Consider the following 15,913-nt stretch of genomic DNA (forward strand, 5'->3'; position numbering starts at 1 on the left):
TGCATTCGATCACAACCGCGCGGGTCTTAGAAGAAACCACCGCGCTTCTGCCACCAGCCGCCCTTCTTGGGCTTGGCATCGGTGCTGTCTTCCGTGGCCTTGACCGAAGTCACGACTGGTTCGGACGACGCCACGTTGGATTCGCGATTGGCGCGGGCGGCCTTTGCCTCTTCGGCAGCCGGGGCAGGGGCCGGCGCAGTGACCGGAGCCGGTGCGGCAACCGGTGCTTCTTCGACGACGGTCTCGGCGACAGGTGCCACTGGCGCGGCGATAACGGCGGCAGGTGCCACCTCAGCCACAGCTTCGGGCTCTGCGGTAGACTTGGCCTTGCGAGTGCGGCGCGGCTTCGGCTTTGTGGCCGCAACAGCCTCCTCGACGACCTCTGCAGTCTCCGGCGCAACGACCTCTACGGTCTCGGTGGCTGCGGCGTCGACGGGCGCATCGTCCGCGTCATCGCCATTGTCGTCGTTCTCGTCGGATGCTTCCATCGAGCCTTCTTCGCCCGGACGATTGCGACGGCCACCGCGCTTGCCGCGACGGCGGCGCTTGCGCTTCTGGGCGTCGTCACCGTTGCCGTCACCTTCGGCTTCGACTGCGCGGATTTCGCCATTGCTCTCGCCGGCATCGTCCTCGCCCTCGTCGCCATCCTCGTCATCGAGGTCGGTGCCGTTGTCGCCATTCTGGCCGTCTGCATGGGTGCCGTTGCCGTTCTGGCCATTCTTGCCGCGGCGACGACGACGACGCTTGCGCTTGCGATTGCCTTCATCGCTGTCGGCGCGCGCCGGCTGCGGTGCGCTCTCGGCCTTGGCGGCAGCGACGACGATTTCTTCCTCGTCTTCGTCCTCGGGTTCCGGAACGTAGTCGTCCTCTTCCTCGATCTCGGGCAGAAGCGACATCAGGCTTTCGATCTTCACCGGGTTCTCGACGGCTTCGCCGCGCTCGATGGTGAAGTGCTGCGAGCCGCCATGCTGGGCGGGCATGCCGCCATCGATGACGATGGACACGCCGAAGCGGCCTTCATAGTCGACGATCGTGTCGCGCTTCTGGTTGAGGAGGTAGAGTGCCGTCTCCGGCGTCGTGTGCACGATGATGTCGTGCGTCGTCGCCTTCAGCAGAAACTCCTCGATGCCGCGCAGAACATGCAGGGCAACGGACGACTGCGAGCGGATGAGGCCGGTGCCTGCGCAATGCGGGCAGACCTGCGTGGTCGATTCCAGCACCGAGGCGCGGATGCGCTGACGCGACATTTCCAGCAGGCCGAAATGCGAGATCCGGCCGACCTGAATGCGGGCACGGTCGTTCTTCAGGCAATCCTTCAGCTTCTTCTCGACGGCGCGGTTGTTGCGCTTTTCTTCCATGTCGATGAAGTCGATGACGATCAGGCCGGCCAGGTCGCGCAGACGCAGCTGGCGGGCGACTTCTTCCGCCGCTTCGAGGTTCGTCTGGAGTGCGGTGTCCTCAATCGAGTATTCGCGGGTAGAGCGACCGGAGTTGACGTCGATCGAGACGAGCGCTTCCGTCTGGTTTATGATGATGTAGCCGCCCGACTTCAGCGTCACCTGCGGCTGCAGCATCTTGTCGAGCTGGGCTTCGATACCCGAGCGCGCAAAGATCGGATGCAGGTCGCGATAGGGCTGAACCACCTTGGCATGGCTCGGCATCAGCATCTTCATGAAGTCTTTCGCTTCACGATAGCCTTCTTCGCCCGAGACGATGATCTCGGAAATGTCCTTGTTGTAGAGGTCGCGGATCGAGCGCTTGATCAACGAACCTTCTTCATAGACGAGGCACGGCGCGGTCGAGGCGAGCGTCAGCGTGCGGACGTTCTCCCACAGGCGCATCAGATATTCGAAGTCGCGCTTGATCTCGACCTTGGTGCGGTTGGCACCTGCGGTACGCAGGATCACTCCCATGCCCTGCGGCACTTCGAGGCCGCGGGCGATTTCCTTCAGACGCTTGCGGTCGGTCGGCTGGGTGATCTTGCGGGAAATCCCGCCGCCGCGCGCGGTGTTCGGCATCAGGACCGAGTAGCGGCCGGCGAGCGACAGATAGGTGGTGAGAGCAGCACCCTTGTTGCCGCGTTCTTCCTTGGCAACCTGCACCAGCAGGATCTGCCGGCGCTTGATCACTTCCTGGATGCGGTACTGCTTGCGCGGCTTGCGCTGGATCCGGTCCGGAACCTCTTCCATGGCGTCTTCAGCGCCAACGGATTCGATTTCTTCCTTTTCCTCGATGTGATCGTCGTCATCATCGTCGCCGTCATCATCGTCGCGACGGCCGCCACGGCGTCCGCCGGCTTCTTCGGAAATCTCGTCCATGTCGACCATGGCAGCGATCGTGCCGCCTTCGACGTCATCAGAACCTTCGCTGCCTTCTTCGGCTGCGGTCTCCTCTGCGGCGGCCTTCTTGGCACGCGGCTTGCGGACACGCTTCGGCTTGGCCTTGGCCACAGGCTCTTCGGCTGCGGCTTCGCTCTCGCCTTCGACCACGGCTGTCGCGGCGACATCTGCATCGGCCTCAGCCGCCAGTTCGGCTGCCACGTCATCGACGATCGCCGAGGTGACGGAGTTGGTGGTGTTGATGCCGATGTCGGGCTGATCTTGCTGGGCAGGGTCGTTGAAGACCTCATCGCCTTCGACGTCGTTTTCCTTGCGGTGCTCTTCGGCTTCCGCACGAAGCAGTGCCTGACGGTCGGCGAGGGGGATCTGATAGTAGTCGGGGTGAATTTCGGCGAAAGCCAGGAAGCCGTGACGGTTGCCGCCGTAATCGACGAAAGCGGCCTGCAGCGAGGGCTCGACCCTCGTTACCTTCGCCAGATAGATGTTGCCGCGTATCTGCTTCTTGTGTTGGGATTCGAAGTCGAATTCTTCAATACGGTTACCGCGAACGACGACAACGCGCGTCTCTTCTTCGTGAGACGCGTCGATTAGCATTTTGTCTGCCATTTAAGCTGTGCTCCTCGGCGCCCTCGGTCGGTGGTCCACCCGCGCGCTGAACTTTAAAGCGGCTGGAACCTAGCGGACTGTGCGCCGGATATAGATGTGGACGCACGGAGGACCGGGTTTGCAACATACGGACGGACAGCGGGACACTTTCTGATCCCGATCCGTTCCTGGTTATGTAAACCTGTTGCAAAGACATCAAAAACCGTACGTCAACGACAATGATATGAACCCCACGGGGCCCGATGAATGCTCGGTAAAGAGCTGATGGTGGAGAGCCACCGATGATGTGCCGACCTTGTCGGCGTGTTGAACCAGTTTCAGGAAAAAATGCGGCGACGGCAGATGAATGTCCGGTTGAACAGGCGCCAATTCCATTATCTGAGGTTGGCAGCCGTGGGCGGAATTCTATCCCGTTTGCACTTTTATCCCTCGTGTGCCTTGTATGTTTTCTACGTCACAATAGCAAGAGCAAACGGATTTATGCCATAATGGCAGTGAATTAGAGACATTGCCTCTGTGCGCGTGATTCCGAGGGTGAAAGCGGTTCCGAACCGCAATTTCGACGCTCATCGGGCCGACAGGACGAGGCATGCGGCGGACAATTGCAGAAAATGGCGAAGCGTGCGGCTTGTGATTTGTATCACAGTTGTGACGTTGCCGCGACGGGGGCAGGATTTGACAAGAGCATTGGCGGTGCCGGCGGGGCGAAAACCTGCGCTTTGGGCCCGAATCGGTCTGGCGGCGCTCGTCTGGCTGGCGCCGATTGCGCCTGTCGTCAGCACGGCCCATGCCGTAACCGCTGAGGCGCCTGTCGAGCGTCTCGTAGCCTATGGCGCGCGCATCGCTGGTGACGAGGCGCGGACCCGCATCGTTCTCGATTTCGATCGCGCACCGACGATCGCCACCCGCTACATCGCCAACCCCGACCGGATCGTCGTCGACCTTCCGGCCACGGCCTTTGCCTTCGCGGAAGGCGACTTGAAGGCGACCGGACTGTTCAGTGACATCCGTTATGGGTCTATGGATTCCACCTCTGCCCGTCTGGTCCTGACGGCGGCACGTCCCGCACGGCTTGCAGCCGCCACCGTGATGCCGAACGAAGCCGAAGGCGGCTATCGGCTGGTGCTTGATGCCGAACTGGTTCCTGCCCAGGACTTCGCAGCCCTCGTGTCGGGCCAGGCCTGGAGCGAACCGCAAGAAGCAGCTTCGTCCACGAGCGCGCTGCCGGTTGCCGCAGCCGCGACCGACGAATTCGTCATTGCGATCGACGCTGGCCATGGCGGGATCGATGCCGGCGCCACAGGGGCGTCAACCAAGGCGGCAGAGAAGGACATCACGCTCGCCTTTGCCAAGATCTTGAATGAAAAGCTGAAGGGGCAGCCCGGCATCCGCGCCGTCATGACGCGTGACGCCGACAAATTCCTGTCGCTCTCCGAGCGCGTGCTGATTGCGCGGCAGAAGGGCGCGGATCTCCTGATCTCGCTGCACGCCGACACGCTGCGCCAGGCGGACATCCGCGGAGCCACCGTCTATACAATCTCGGACAAGGCCTCCGACCACATGGCGGCCCAGCTGGCGGAACGCGAGAACTTTTCCGACACCATCGGCGGGGTGCAACTGCCGACGGAAACCGAGGCGGAGGTGGGGGATATCCTGCTTGACCTGACCCGCCGGGAGACGCAGGCTTTCTCGATCGCCATGGCCCAGGCCGTGGTCGGATCCTTCGAGGGACAGATCTCGCTGATCAACAATCCTCATCGCCACGCTGGCTTCCGCGTGCTGCAGGCGCCTGATGTGCCCTCCATTCTTCTCGAGCTCGGATTCCTGTCGAACAAGGAAGACGAAAAGCTCCTGCTCGACCCGGTCTGGCGCGACAGGGTGGCCGATCTTCTGGTCGAGGCGATCAAGCGCTATCGCGAGCCGCAGTTCGCCAATGGCGGTTAGGCAACATCCGCCGAGGGAACCTGTGGTCGAGGCGGATTTCTGCCGCTAACGGCCCTATTTTCCTCACATTGTCTCCGTTACTCCGATGTAGGTTACGCAAAGGTGAGCGATTTCGAATCGCGGGGCCTTACACGTGAAGTCCGCATGTCTTGCCATCCACCGCATGACGTGCAAAACGCCACAGGGTATGCGAAGCTCTAAAAAAGGGCGCGCGAACCTGAAGCAGAGCCGGTAGCGGAAACATGATCAGACTGATTGGATATCTCTTCGGATTGGCGTCCGTGCTTGCGCTCGGCGTCGCGGCGGTCGTTGCCGTCTATCTGATAGGTGTGACCAAGGACCTGCCGGACTACGAGGTTCTCGCCAGCTATTCGCCGCCGGTAACGACCCGCATTCATGCCGGCAACGGCGCGCTTGTGGCCGAATATGCCCGCGAGCGCCGGCTGTTCCTGCCGATCCAGGCGATCCCGGACCGCGTCAAGGCGGCTTTCCTTTCTGCTGAAGACAAGAATTTCTACAACCATCCCGGCGTCGACATCACCGGCCTCGGCCGCGCGATCCTGGTGAACGTCCAGAACCTCGGGTCTGGCCGTCGCCCGGTGGGCGCTTCGACGATCACCCAGCAGGTGGCAAAGAACTTCCTTCTGTCATCCGACCAGACCATGGACCGCAAGATCAAGGAAGCGATCCTTTCCTTCCGCATCGAGCAGGCCTATTCGAAGGACAAGATCCTCGAACTCTATCTGAACGAGATCTTCTTCGGCCTGAACGCCTATGGCATCGCCGGCGCAGCGCTCACCTATTTCGACAAGTCGGTGACTGAACTCACCATCGCCGAGACAGCCTATCTCGCAGCCCTGCCGAAGGGGCCGAACAACTACCATCCCTTCCGCCGCACCGAGGCGGCGATTGAGCGCCGCAACTGGGTCATCGACCGCATGGTCGAAAATGGCTTCGTTGTCCGGGAAGAGGGCGAAGAGGCGAAGAAGGAACCGCTCGGCGTCAATCTGCGTCGCACCGGCTCCTCGCTCTTCGCGTCCGACTATTACGCCGAGGAAGTCCGCCGCCAGATCATCGAGAAATATGGTGACAAGGCACTTTACGAAGGTGGCCTTTCGGTCCGCACCTCGCTCGACCCGAAAATGCAGATCGCAGCCCGCAAGGCCTTGCAATCGGCCCTCTTGACCTACGATCAGCGTCGCGGCTTCCGTGAGCCGATCAAGACCATTTCGCTGGACGGCGACTGGGGCGTTCCGCTCGCCGAAATCTCCGGGCTTGCCGACGTGCCGGAATGGAAGGTCGCCGTCGTGCTCGACGTCGCCGCCGATGGCGTCGATATCGGCCTGCAGCCGGCCAAGGAAGGCGGTGGTCAGGTCGTCGCCGAGCGGGTTCGTGGCCGCATTGCACCCGATGACATGGAATGGGCCTTCCGCTCCGCGAGTGCCGATCGGAAGTCGACCAAGTCGCCCGTCGGTGTCCTCAATCCGGGTGATGTGGTCTATGTCGAGGCCAAGGAAGAGGGTTCAAGTGCCTACCGTCTCCGCCAGTTGCCAAAGGTGCAGGGCGGTCTCGTCGCCATGGACCCGCATACCGGCCGCGTGCTGGCACTTGCCGGTGGCTTCTCATACGCCCAGTCCGAATTCAACCGCGCGACACAGGCGATGCGTCAGCCGGGTTCGTCCTTCAAGCCCTTTGTCTACGCGGCCGCTCTCGACACCGGTTACACCCCGGCGTCGGTCATCATGGATGCGCCCGTCGAATTCGTCTCCGGCGGCCAGGTCTGGCGTCCGCAGAACTATGGCGGCGGATCGGCCGGCCCACAGACCCTGCGCCTCGGCATCGAGAAGTCGCGTAACCTGATGACGGTGCGCCTCGCCAACGACATGGGCATGAACCTCGTCGCTGAATATGCCGAACGCTTTGGTATCTACAACAAGATGAACCCGGTGCTCGCCATGTCGCTCGGCTCGGGTGAAACCACCGTCATGCGCATGGTCTCCGCCTACGCCGTGTTTGCCAATGGCGGCAAGCAGATCAAGCCGACACTGATCGACCGTATCCAGGACCGTCACGGCAAGACCATCTTCCGTCATGAAGACCGCATCTGCGAGGCCTGCAACGCCGAGCGCTTCACCGGTCAGGAAGAGCCTGTCGTCGTCGACAACCGCGAACAGGTTCTCGATCCGATGACCGCCTACCAGATCACCTCTATGATGGAAGGTGTTGTGACCCGCGGTACGGCAGGCGGCAAGATCAAGCTCGACCGCCCCGTTGCTGGCAAGACCGGTACGTCGAATGACGAAAAAGATGCCTGGTTCGTCGGGTATACGCCCGATCTGGTCGCCGGCGTTTATATCGGTTTCGATCAGCCGGCGCCCATGGGGCGTGGCTCGACCGGTGGTTCGCTTGCAGCCCCCGTCTTCAATGACTTCATGCAGATGGCGACGGCCGACACCCCACCCGGCCAGTTCTTCGTGCCCGCCGGCATGAGCTTCATTCCGGTCAACAGAACCACTGGCATGTTCGCCTATGAGGGCGAGCCGGACACGATCATCGAGGCCTTCAAGCCCGGCACGGGTCCGGCCGACACGCTCTCGATCATCGGCATGGACGGCTACGCGCCGCCAGAAGAAATTCTGCGCGACTCGCCGCAGGCCAACCAGGCCGTGACCTCGGGTTCCGGCGGCCTGTTCTAACCCTCATATGACCATCAGTCGCGACCCGGCCCTTTACATCAGGGCCGGGCGCAACTATGCGGAAGACCAGATTTTCACCAGTTTCAGAGGTTGAGAACCGAACGCATGCGTAATGAAATCGAGAATGTCGTCGACGAAATCAAGCAGGCCATAAGCCTGCTGAGGAGGCATCTTTGACTGGGACCAGGCGATAAGACGACTGGACTGGTTGAACAACAAGGCCGAGGATCCGAACCTCTGGAACGATGCCCAGGAAGCGCAGAAGCTGATGCGCGAGCGCCAGCAGCTGGATGACAGCATTGCTGGCGTGAAGCGCCTCGAACAGGCGATGAATGACAACATCGAGCTGATCGAGATGGGCGAGGAAGAGGGCGATGAAAGCGTCGTCAAGGACGCCGAAGACCAGCTGAAGGCCCTGAAGACGGAAGCCGCACGGCGTCAGGTCGAGGCCATGCTGTCTGGCGAAGCCGACGGCAACGACACCTATATCGAAGTCCATTCCGGCGCCGGAGGCACGGAAAGCCAGGACTGGGCGAACATGCTTCTGCGCATGTATACCCGCTGGGCAGAGCGCTCGGGCTTCAAGGTTGAAGTGCTGGAAGTGCATGACGGCGAAGAGGCCGGCATCAAGTCCGCGACCATCCTGGTCAAGGGCCACAATGCCTATGGCTGGATGAAAACCGAATCGGGCGTGCACCGTCTGGTCCGCATATCGCCCTATGATTCGAACGCCCGTCGCCACACCTCGTTTTCGTCCATCTGGGTTTATCCCGTGGTCGACGATTCGATCCAGATCGACATCAACGAGAGCGATTGCCGCATCGATACCTTCCGCTCGTCGGGTGCCGGCGGCCAGCACGTCAACACGACCGACTCGGCCGTGCGTATCACGCATATTCCGACCGGCATCGCGGTTGCCTGCCAGCAGGAACGCTCGCAGCACAAGAACAAGGCCAAGGCCTGGGACATGCTGCGCGCCCGCCTTTACGAGGTCGAGCTGAAGAAGCGCGAAGAATTGGCCAATGCCGAAGCCGCCTCCAAGACGGATATCGGCTGGGGTCACCAGATCCGCTCCTACGTTCTGCAACCCTACCAGCTGGTCAAGGACCTGCGCACCGGTGTCGAAAGCACCGATCCGGATAGCGTCCTGAACGGTGAGCTTAACGAGTTCATGGAAGCCGCTCTCGCCCACCGCATCAGCGGCAAGGCATCTGAGGTTTCCGACATCGACTGATCAGATCGGTCAATGGACATTAAAAAGGCGGGGCACCGGGTGCTCCGCCTTTTTTCATGCCGATACCTTGCTCGCCACCCCAGGCGTATCCCCGGCCTGAGTACCCGCCACGGTGTGGCGTATCGCTGTGAAGGACTTCGCAAATCCGAGGAAGGTCTCCGTGCAGATCGAGGCGTCCGGGAACAGGTGCTGCATCTGACGCCGATCCAGCAGGCTCGCATCCTCCAACGCGCCCATGGCCTCGTCGAGGTTGGCGGCCTTCGGATAAAATCCCGTGCGCATCATCAGATGTGTCCGATACCGCATCGGGTTGGGTAGCCAGTGGATGAAGGGCAGCCTCGCATGCGGCTCGATCGGGAAAGAAAAGCTCGGTGTCTGGATCGCGTAGGATGGCGCAAGCCGTCTGACTTCAGCGGCGAAGGCCCGCTTCCTGGCCCAGGATCCCACATGCTCGATCACCGAGTTGGAGAAGACGATATCGAAGGCATTGTCTTCGAACATCGGAAGCGAGCAGGCATCGCCGATCGTGGTTTTCACGCCTGGCAGATGGCCGCCCTGGTTCTCGGACTGGTCCGCAACGTTGATGCATTCGACCGAAGTGTGCGCCAGATCGAGCTGGTATTGCCATGTCTGCCAGAACTCGGCAGTCCCTCCAAGATCGATGATGCGGCAGGTGCCCTTCGTCCGAACGACATCGTCGATCATTCGTCGAAGTTGTTCGATGCGTCTGCGACGGAACCGATTGCCCGAAGAAGTCGGGGAAATGTTGAGCATGAAGGGTTCCTGACGCTGGCAGAGAAGGAAACCCATAGGCAATTCGTGTTGTGCTTGTAAATCTGATGCTTAATGCTTGGTTAACGCAGCATCAGTTGCTCGCGCGTTCCACCTTGATGTCGCCGAGTTCGTCGATCAGCACCGTCCATTCCTCGACACGATCGGTTTCCGGCGAAGTCTTGAGATAGACGGTGGCAAAGAATCCGGGCGTTGCCGCGACTCCGGTCATGCTTTCGGGACGAATGCCGGTGACATAGGGCTTGATGGCCGTGAATTCTTCGAGCTCGACGCTCTCGACAAGCCTGAGCCCGCCTTCGCCAGAGGCGATCATCTGCAGATGGATACGAGCGGTTCGGTCCTGCTGGCGGATCGCGACCAGCTTGTAATAGCCGCGTTCGCCGGCTTCAACCGGCGTCTCGACATTAGCCGCACCTTCCGCCCCTGATTCCCAATAGCCGCCGCTGATCACAAAGGTTGCCGTCACCGGCAGCGCACTGATCTCGTCCGCGATGACGGGAGCGGAAAACAGGATAGGGGCCAGTAGGGCGGAGACGGTGAGAGCCTTCATGGGGAACCTCAATCGGAAAACTGTTCGGCTATGATCCGGTCCGACCAGGAGCGATCGGGATCCGACAGGATACGCGCCGTCGTATCTTCCGATTGCGCTATCTCGACGCGAAGAACCGATTTGACCTCGGTATGGTCGGCCACCGCATTGACCGGCCGCTTCTCCGGCTCCAGCACCTCGAGCACCACGGTCACCTTGTCGGGCAGCAGCGCTCCACGCCAGCGTCGTGGCCGGAACGCACTGACGGGTGTCAGCGCCAGAAGCGGTGCCTCGAGCGGCAGGATCGGCCCATGGGCGGAAAGATTGTAGGCGGTCGAACCCACCGGCGTCGCCACCATCAGACCGTCACAGATCAGTTCCTCGAGCCGTACCTGTCCATCGACAATCACCCGGAGCTTGGCTGCCTGGTAGGACTGCCGGAGCACCGAGACCTCGTTGATCGCCAATGCGAAGGAGACCGACCCGTCCGAATTACTCGTGGTCATCTTCAGCGGATGAAATTCGTTCTCGACCGACGCCGAGATCCGCTCGGGAAGATTGTCGGTCGAATAGTCGTTCATCAGGAAGCCGACGGAGCCGCGATTCATGCCGTAGATCAGCTTGCCGGTGTTCATCGTGTCATGCAGCGTCTGCAGCATGAAGCCATCGCCGCCGAGGGCCACAATGACGTCGGCCTCGGCCGGCTCGGTATGGCCGTAGCGACGAATCAGCTCATTGCGCGAAGCCTGGGCTTCGTCCGTATTGGAGGCGATGAAGGCGAGCGACCGGAACGTGCGAGACATGGCGAGCCCTGATGAAATGTCGCCAAGTGGTACATGACATCTACCTGTAACCACAAGCCGTTTTGCCCGGGAATCGGTTCGGCGCGCCGGCGGGCGAAGCATTTGGCCTGCGGTCACTTATTCACCATTTCCGCTAACCCTGGCCCGATTTTTTGCTTTACCGCAAACCGATTTCCGCCTAAACACCCCGCACTGCCCTTGTAGCTCAGTTGGTAGAGCACCTGATTTGTAATCAGGGGGTCGCGGGTTCGAACCCTGCCGGGGGCACCACTTCTCGCCACACATTTTCGTTTTTCCCATTGTCCTAACAGGCACTTGTTTGGCATGGTCTCGGCCGACAGCCGATGGAGATCCGATGCGCAAGACATTTCATGCCGGTCTGGCTTTGGCCGCGACTGCCTTGTTTCTGCTGTCGGCCGAGAGCCGGGCTGCCGACATCAAATATGCATGTGAAGACGGCACCTCGCTCACCGTTGCGTTCAGCGACGCGCAAGCCGAGGTGACGATCCCCGACGGCACGAAGATCGGGCTGCCGCAGCAGGAGGCGGCGAGCGGCTTCTGGTATTCGAATGGCCGCTACGAGATGCGCGGCAAGGGCGAGGAAATACAGTTTGCCATCGGCCGCATGGCGCCGGTCACCTGCCGCAATGCCGGCGAGGCGGCGGGTCAGTTCGATCGCGCCACGCGCGCCGAGGTCGAACTCGCCGAAAAGGACACCGGCTTTGACATGAAGGGCAAGCTCACCTGCCTGCGCTATCCGAACTTCGCCTTGAAAGAACTCGATCTCGGCGAAAAGGGAGCAGCAGGGATCTACATCGCGTCCTCCGAGGGCCCCTGCCAGCTCAATCCGACGCTCGACCGCAAGATAGAGGACGACACGGCCGGCTATCTCTGGGGTGCGGTCGGTCCTTACGCCTTCTTCCGCGGTGCCGATGGCTTGAATGGCGGCCTGCCATTCGTCGTCTATGACGCCCGCACTGGTGCACGACTGATTGAGGATCTGATTGCCGGCGATTTTGCCGCTCTCTCCCTGGTCGGAGAGGAGCTTACCCTGCGCTATCGCCGCACCTATGCCGCTTCCTGTTCCTTACTGGCGGCTCCGGAGACCTGTGCTGCGACCATCCGCCAGGAGCTTGGTCTCGCTGCCGATCGTCCTATGCCCGATTGCCGCCCCGCCTATCAGCCGGCAATCGATGCCGATCCGGACGCTGCCAAGGCGATCGAAGCCTGGCCAAGCGTCATCGACTATCCGGTCGAGCGCAAGCTTTCAGCATCCGGTACGTCCTTCGTTGCCGTGGATGGCGACCTCGTCTGCCGTCCTTCCATGTGAAGGTGAAGGCCGGCAGAAGATTCCCGTTCAGTCTTCGGCATCGAGCCGCGCGGCATCCTGTATGTCGCGCAACAGGTCGGGCAGGGCGGCCTGCACTCGGTTCCAGCTCGGCATGAAGGGCGTGGCATTCGGATTGTCGAGATAGACCTGGCCCGCCTCGATCAGGTTCGCCGCGAAGAGCTCCACAGCCTGTTCCTCGCGATGCCGGTCGGTGGTGAGCCCGTTCATCCGGGCATCGTGGTAATAGGTTTCCACCAGATCGAGTGCCGTCCTGTAATAGGTGGCCTTGAGCGTCCGGAAGGCGTCATTGCCGAACACGACCCCGTCGGTCGCGAGCTTGCGGTAGAGCGCCTTGGTGATGTCTACAGACATGCGCGACAGGCCCTTGGCCGCATCCTCGGGCGAGAGCGGCTGGTGTTTGTGGTCATATGAATCGGCAATGTCGACCTGGCAGATCGACTGGGTCGAGTAGTTGCGCCACATTTCCGAGAGGACGCCGATCTCCAGCCCCCAGTCGGAAGGAATCCGGATATCGGAGAGGATCTGGGTCTGCATGGCAAACTCGCCGGCGAGCGGATAGCGGAATGCCTTGAGGAAGTCGATATAGGGGTGGTGTCCGATGACCTTTTCCAGGCTGAGCAGCAGCGGCGTGACCAGCAGCCTTGTCACGCGACCATTGAGCGATCGGTCGGCGATGCGCGGATAATAGCCCTTGGAGAAAACGTAAGGAAAACGCGGATTGGCGACGGGATAGACGAGCCGTGCCAGCATGTCGCGCGAATAGGTGGTGATATCGCAGTCATGCAGGGCAACCACGCCGGCCTGCCGGGCGGCCAACACATAACCCATGCAGAACCAGACATTGCGTCCCTTGCCGGGCTGGTCGGGCGAAAGGGCCTCGGCCTTCAGTTTCTCGTCGACGGCACGCAGCCGGGGCCCGTCATGCCAGAGAATTGTATGCTTCTGCGGCAGCCGCGAGAAGTATTGCTTCGCATGGCGGAACTGCTGTTGGTCGGCCTGGTCGAGGCCAATGACGATCTCGGATATGTAGGGTGCCTGCGACAGCTCGGATACGATGTGTTCGAGGGCAGGGGCCTCAAGTTCGGAATAGAGCGATGGCAGGATCAGCGTGATCGGTCGCGAGGCGGAAAAGACGGTGAGCTCTTTCTCCATCCGTTCCAGCGATCGCTCCCTGAGATTGTGCAGGGTGGCAACCACGCCGTTCTGGTGAAAATCCGCCATGTCTAAATCCTTTCGTGATGAAGCCGGTTGCTGCCGACTCAGAGAAACCCCGTGGCAACGAGTTGGTGGATCATGATGTTCCAGCCCTCCGGGCCGATTTGTTCCGAGCGCAGGATAAAGCCCCGCTCTTCCCGCTCTGTGACGGGCAGGGCCTTGTGTGCGGGATTGGCGATGATGATGCCGCAATCGGCGGCTTCCAGCATCGCAAGATCGTTCGGCGCATCGCCGAGCGCGACTGTGCGGATTATCTCGCCGCCGTTGAGGCGCTGGTAATGTGCGACGACCTCGGCCATGCGCTCGGCCTTGGAGGTCTTGGGCATCAAGGTGAAGAAGCGTCCGCCCTGCACGGCGGTGAAACCTTGCGCGTCAAGCAGCGCGATAAATGCCTGCCTCTGCGCCTCGGTGCCGGTAAAGCGCCCCGGCTCGGAAAAGTGCCGTTGGCGAGCAAGTGCGGCAGCCGGGAATGGTAGCCCGGTCTCAGAGGCGACCCGCGCCGTGTCCCAGTCACCAAAGCCTTCGAAGCAGGCGCCGAGCTCCTTAGGTAATTCCCCAAGAAAAGAACGCAGGTCGCTGTAAGGACTCTGCAAATTCCCCTTGGAGAAGGCTGTTTCCGTATCGAGTCCGACGACGCCCGCGCCGTTTTCGACGATCATCGGATGGGCAATACCGATCGCTTCCGCGATCGGTCGCATCTCGGCTTCTGTCTTACTGCTGGCAAGGATGAGTGGAATGCCGCGCGCCTTGAGCAGCTCGAGAGCCGGCCTTGCCGCCTCGAAGGAATAGCTGTCGTGATCGAGCAGCGTTCCGTCGAGATCGGAAAAGACGAGCTTCATCAGGCCTTGGGCGCCAGATGCTGGCGTGAGGCGTAGAGTGCAATCGCCGCCGCATTGGAGACGTTGAGCGACTTGATGGCGCCGGGCATGTCGAGGCGTGCGAGTGCCGACACGGTTTCACGCGTCTTCTGTCGCAAGCCCTTGCCCTCGGAACCGAGCACCAGCGCGATGCGGTCCCCGCTGAGCGCCTTTTCCATGGGGGCGGGGCCTTCCGAATCGAGACCAACAGAGAAGAAGCCGAGCTTGTGCAGCTCTGCCAGTGCATCCGAAAGGTTTGTGACCTGGATATAGGGGATGAGTTCCAGCGCGCCGGAAGCCGACTTCGCCATGACGCCCGATTCCGTCGGGCTGTGTCGCTGGGTGGTGATGACAGCACCCGCATCGAAGGCGACCGCCGAGCGCATGATCGCGCCGACATTGTGGGGATCGGTCACCTGGTCGAGCACGAGGATCAGCGGGCTGTCTTTCAACGCTTCCAGTCGGCGCGGGGGAAGCGGACGGGTTTCCAGCATGACGCCCTGATGAATCGCTTCGGGACCAAGGATCTTGTCGAGGTCCTGCGGCGTCACCGTCTCGAAGGGGATGCCGAGGTTTTCCACAGACGAGATCTCGAGCCTTACGAGCGCATTCTGTGTCGCCGAAAGCTTGATCAGCTTGCGCTCGGGATTGTCGAGGGCGGCGCGCACGGTATGCAGTCCGTAGAGCAGGACCTGTTCGGGTGCAAGTTTCGGCGGCGTCCAGTCTGCATTGCTCTTGCGTGGCTTCTGCGGCCCGGGAGTGGGGATTTCGCCCCGCTCACGCTTGGCATCGCGCACCTGGCGGCGCAGCGTTGCATAATGGGTGTCGCGGGCGGTTTTTTCGGTTTTCGGATCTTTGGCCATGCGCCCTTATAGCGGCGGGCAGGGGACGGGCATAGACCCAGGCAGAAAATCCCCTGTGCGTCCGGGCATGTGTCTGGCCTATGAAACTTTTCGGAATTTTTCGTCAAACTTCGTGTTGACATGAGCCGGTTGGGCCGTCATATACCCGCCGCAGATCAGGGGGCGACGCACTCTGGTCTGGACTAGAAAGCTTGGTCGCCAGATCCGGACGAAAGAATGGAGAGATGCCCGAGTGGTTAAAGGGGACGGACTGTAAATCCGTTGGCTCAGCCTACGTTGGTTCAAATCCAACTCTCTCCACCATTCGTCCTCGGATCTGAAAATGCGGGTATAGCTCAATGGTAGAGCAGCAGCCTTCCAAGCTGAATACACGGGTTCGATTCCCGTTACCCGCTCCAGACACCTTCCGATCCTAACGTTCGAATTTCAAACGGTTTTCCAGCGCTGCTTCGCCTTGCGTGAAGTGCTTTGCGCAGCTGCAGGATTCGGCTGTGGAAACCGTGCGTTTCGGCCTCCGGAAGGCTTGTTATTTAACGCTTGCGCATTGCGCATGAAAGCCTTAAACGGCGGGACCAAACCGGTTCGCCGGGGCAACCCCGTTTCGTTCACAGGAAGCATTCAAATGGCAAAGAGTAAGTTTGAGCGCAACAAGCCGCACGTCAACATCGGCACGATCGGCCACGT

11 protein-coding genes, 3 tRNA genes and 1 pseudogene are annotated in these 15,913 nt (G+C 61.1%); 8 read left to right on the plus strand and 7 right to left on the minus strand.

Annotation, left to right across the window (positions count from 1 at the left end; translation table 11 throughout):
- Nucleotides 1-26: 26 nt before the first annotated feature.
- Nucleotides 27-2,945: a ribonuclease E/G gene (locus IP85_RS16155; protein ID WP_054150693.1), complete on the minus strand. Its 2,919-nt coding sequence runs from the start codon at nucleotides 2,943-2,945 to the stop codon at nucleotides 27-29.
- 675 nt (nucleotides 2,946-3,620) lie between these two features.
- Here IP85_RS16155 and IP85_RS16160 point away from each other — a divergent pair.
- The 3 genes from IP85_RS16160 (at nucleotide 3,621) to prfB (ending at nucleotide 8,819) form a co-directional block, all read left to right on the plus strand.
- Nucleotides 3,621-4,889 (plus strand): N-acetylmuramoyl-L-alanine amidase, encoded by a 1,269-nt coding sequence (locus IP85_RS16160; protein ID WP_054150694.1) that lies wholly within the window; start codon nucleotides 3,621-3,623, stop codon nucleotides 4,887-4,889.
- 242 nt (nucleotides 4,890-5,131) lie between these two features.
- Nucleotides 5,132-7,585: a penicillin-binding protein 1A gene (locus IP85_RS16165; protein ID WP_054150695.1), complete on the plus strand. Its 2,454-nt coding sequence runs from the start codon at nucleotides 5,132-5,134 to the stop codon at nucleotides 7,583-7,585.
- 105 nt (nucleotides 7,586-7,690) lie between these two features.
- Nucleotides 7,691-8,819, plus strand: a protein-coding gene (gene prfB / locus IP85_RS16170) for a peptide chain release factor 2 (protein ID WP_171901550.1) whose coding sequence is annotated in 2 segments (ribosomal slippage) — nucleotides 7,691-7,759 and nucleotides 7,761-8,819 — 1,128 coding nt in all. Because the reading frame shifts where the segments join, the coding sequence is not laid out codon by codon here.
- A gap of 54 nt (nucleotides 8,820-8,873) precedes the next feature.
- On the opposite strand, the gene IP85_RS16175 is transcribed toward prfB, so the two are convergent.
- The 3 genes from IP85_RS16175 to IP85_RS16185 form a co-directional block, all read right to left on the minus strand.
- Complete coding sequence (locus IP85_RS16175) at nucleotides 8,874-9,593, minus strand: class I SAM-dependent methyltransferase (protein WP_245280886.1); 720 nt, start codon at nucleotides 9,591-9,593, stop codon at nucleotides 8,874-8,876.
- A gap of 91 nt (nucleotides 9,594-9,684) precedes the next feature.
- A complete protein-coding gene (locus IP85_RS16180; protein ID WP_054150697.1) occupies nucleotides 9,685-10,161 on the minus strand; it encodes a hypothetical protein in 477 nt (158 codons plus the stop codon).
- A gap of 8 nt (nucleotides 10,162-10,169) precedes the next feature.
- Complete coding sequence (locus IP85_RS16185) at nucleotides 10,170-10,943, minus strand: NAD kinase (protein WP_054150698.1); 774 nt, start codon at nucleotides 10,941-10,943, stop codon at nucleotides 10,170-10,172.
- A 194-nt stretch (nucleotides 10,944-11,137) separates the two neighbouring features.
- On the opposite strand from IP85_RS16185, the gene IP85_RS16190 reads away from it, so the two are divergent.
- Both IP85_RS16190 and IP85_RS16195 read left to right on the plus strand, forming a co-directional pair.
- Nucleotides 11,138-11,213 (plus strand) — tRNA-Thr (locus tag IP85_RS16190).
- Between the two features lie 85 nt (nucleotides 11,214-11,298).
- Nucleotides 11,299-12,273: an MliC family protein gene (locus IP85_RS16195; protein ID WP_054150699.1), complete on the plus strand. Its 975-nt coding sequence runs from the start codon at nucleotides 11,299-11,301 to the stop codon at nucleotides 12,271-12,273.
- Nucleotides 12,274-12,300: 27 nt separating this feature from the next.
- Here IP85_RS16195 and IP85_RS16200 read toward each other — a convergent pair whose 3' ends face one another.
- The 3 genes from IP85_RS16200 to rlmB are packed head-to-tail and all read right to left on the minus strand — an operon-like array spanning nucleotide 12,301 to nucleotide 15,229.
- Nucleotides 12,301-13,515 (minus strand): glycosyl transferase, encoded by a 1,215-nt coding sequence (locus IP85_RS16200; protein ID WP_054150700.1) that lies wholly within the window; start codon nucleotides 13,513-13,515, stop codon nucleotides 12,301-12,303.
- A 38-nt stretch (nucleotides 13,516-13,553) separates the two neighbouring features.
- On the minus strand, nucleotides 13,554-14,348 hold the full coding sequence (locus IP85_RS16205; RefSeq protein WP_054150701.1) for an HAD-IIB family hydrolase: 795 nt from the start codon (nucleotides 14,346-14,348) through the stop codon (nucleotides 13,554-13,556).
- Nucleotides 14,348-15,229 carry a 23S rRNA (guanosine(2251)-2'-O)-methyltransferase RlmB gene (rlmB, locus tag IP85_RS16210; RefSeq protein ID WP_054150702.1) on the minus strand — a complete coding sequence of 294 codons (882 nt, stop codon included), beginning with the start codon at nucleotides 15,227-15,229 and terminating at the stop codon, nucleotides 14,348-14,350. Before rlmB ends, IP85_RS16205 begins: the two co-directional genes overlap by 1 nt.
- Nucleotides 15,230-15,447: 218 nt before the next feature.
- Here rlmB and IP85_RS16215 point away from each other — a divergent pair.
- The 3 genes and pseudogenes from IP85_RS16215 to IP85_RS22440 form a co-directional block, all read left to right on the plus strand.
- Nucleotides 15,448-15,532: transfer RNA gene (locus IP85_RS16215), tRNA-Tyr, on the plus strand.
- 21 nt (nucleotides 15,533-15,553) lie between these two features.
- Nucleotides 15,554-15,627, plus strand: a tRNA-Gly gene (locus IP85_RS16220).
- 224 nt (nucleotides 15,628-15,851) lie between these two features.
- Nucleotides 15,852-15,913, plus strand: a pseudogene (locus tag IP85_RS22440) (elongation factor Tu); the annotation flags it as partial.

It is taken from the genome of Rhizobium sp. AAP116 (assembly GCF_001295785.1).
In the GTDB taxonomy this organism is placed as follows: domain Bacteria; phylum Pseudomonadota; class Alphaproteobacteria; order Rhizobiales; family Rhizobiaceae; genus Allorhizobium.

Excerpts from the sequence above, each read along its gene's own strand:
- IP85_RS16155 (WP_054150693.1), bottom strand. The coding sequence starts at position 2,945 with ATGGCAGACAAAATGCTAATCGACGCGTCTCACGAAGAAGAGACGCGC.
- IP85_RS16165 (WP_054150695.1), top strand. The coding sequence starts at position 5,132 with ATGATCAGACTGATTGGATATCTCTTCGGATTGGCGTCCGTGCTTGCG.
- IP85_RS16175 (WP_245280886.1), bottom strand. The coding sequence starts at position 9,593 with ATGCTCAACATTTCCCCGACTTCTTCGGGCAATCGGTTCCGTCGCAGA.
- IP85_RS16180 (WP_054150697.1), bottom strand. The coding sequence starts at position 10,161 with ATGAAGGCTCTCACCGTCTCCGCCCTACTGGCCCCTATCCTGTTTTCC.
- IP85_RS16185 (WP_054150698.1), bottom strand. The coding sequence starts at position 10,943 with ATGTCTCGCACGTTCCGGTCGCTCGCCTTCATCGCCTCCAATACGGAC.
- IP85_RS16195 (WP_054150699.1), top strand. The coding sequence starts at position 11,299 with ATGCGCAAGACATTTCATGCCGGTCTGGCTTTGGCCGCGACTGCCTTG.
- IP85_RS16200 (WP_054150700.1), bottom strand. The coding sequence starts at position 13,515 with ATGGCGGATTTTCACCAGAACGGCGTGGTTGCCACCCTGCACAATCTC.
- IP85_RS16205 (WP_054150701.1), bottom strand. The coding sequence starts at position 14,348 with ATGAAGCTCGTCTTTTCCGATCTCGACGGAACGCTGCTCGATCACGAC.
- rlmB (WP_054150702.1), bottom strand. The coding sequence starts at position 15,229 with ATGGCCAAAGATCCGAAAACCGAAAAAACCGCCCGCGACACCCATTAT.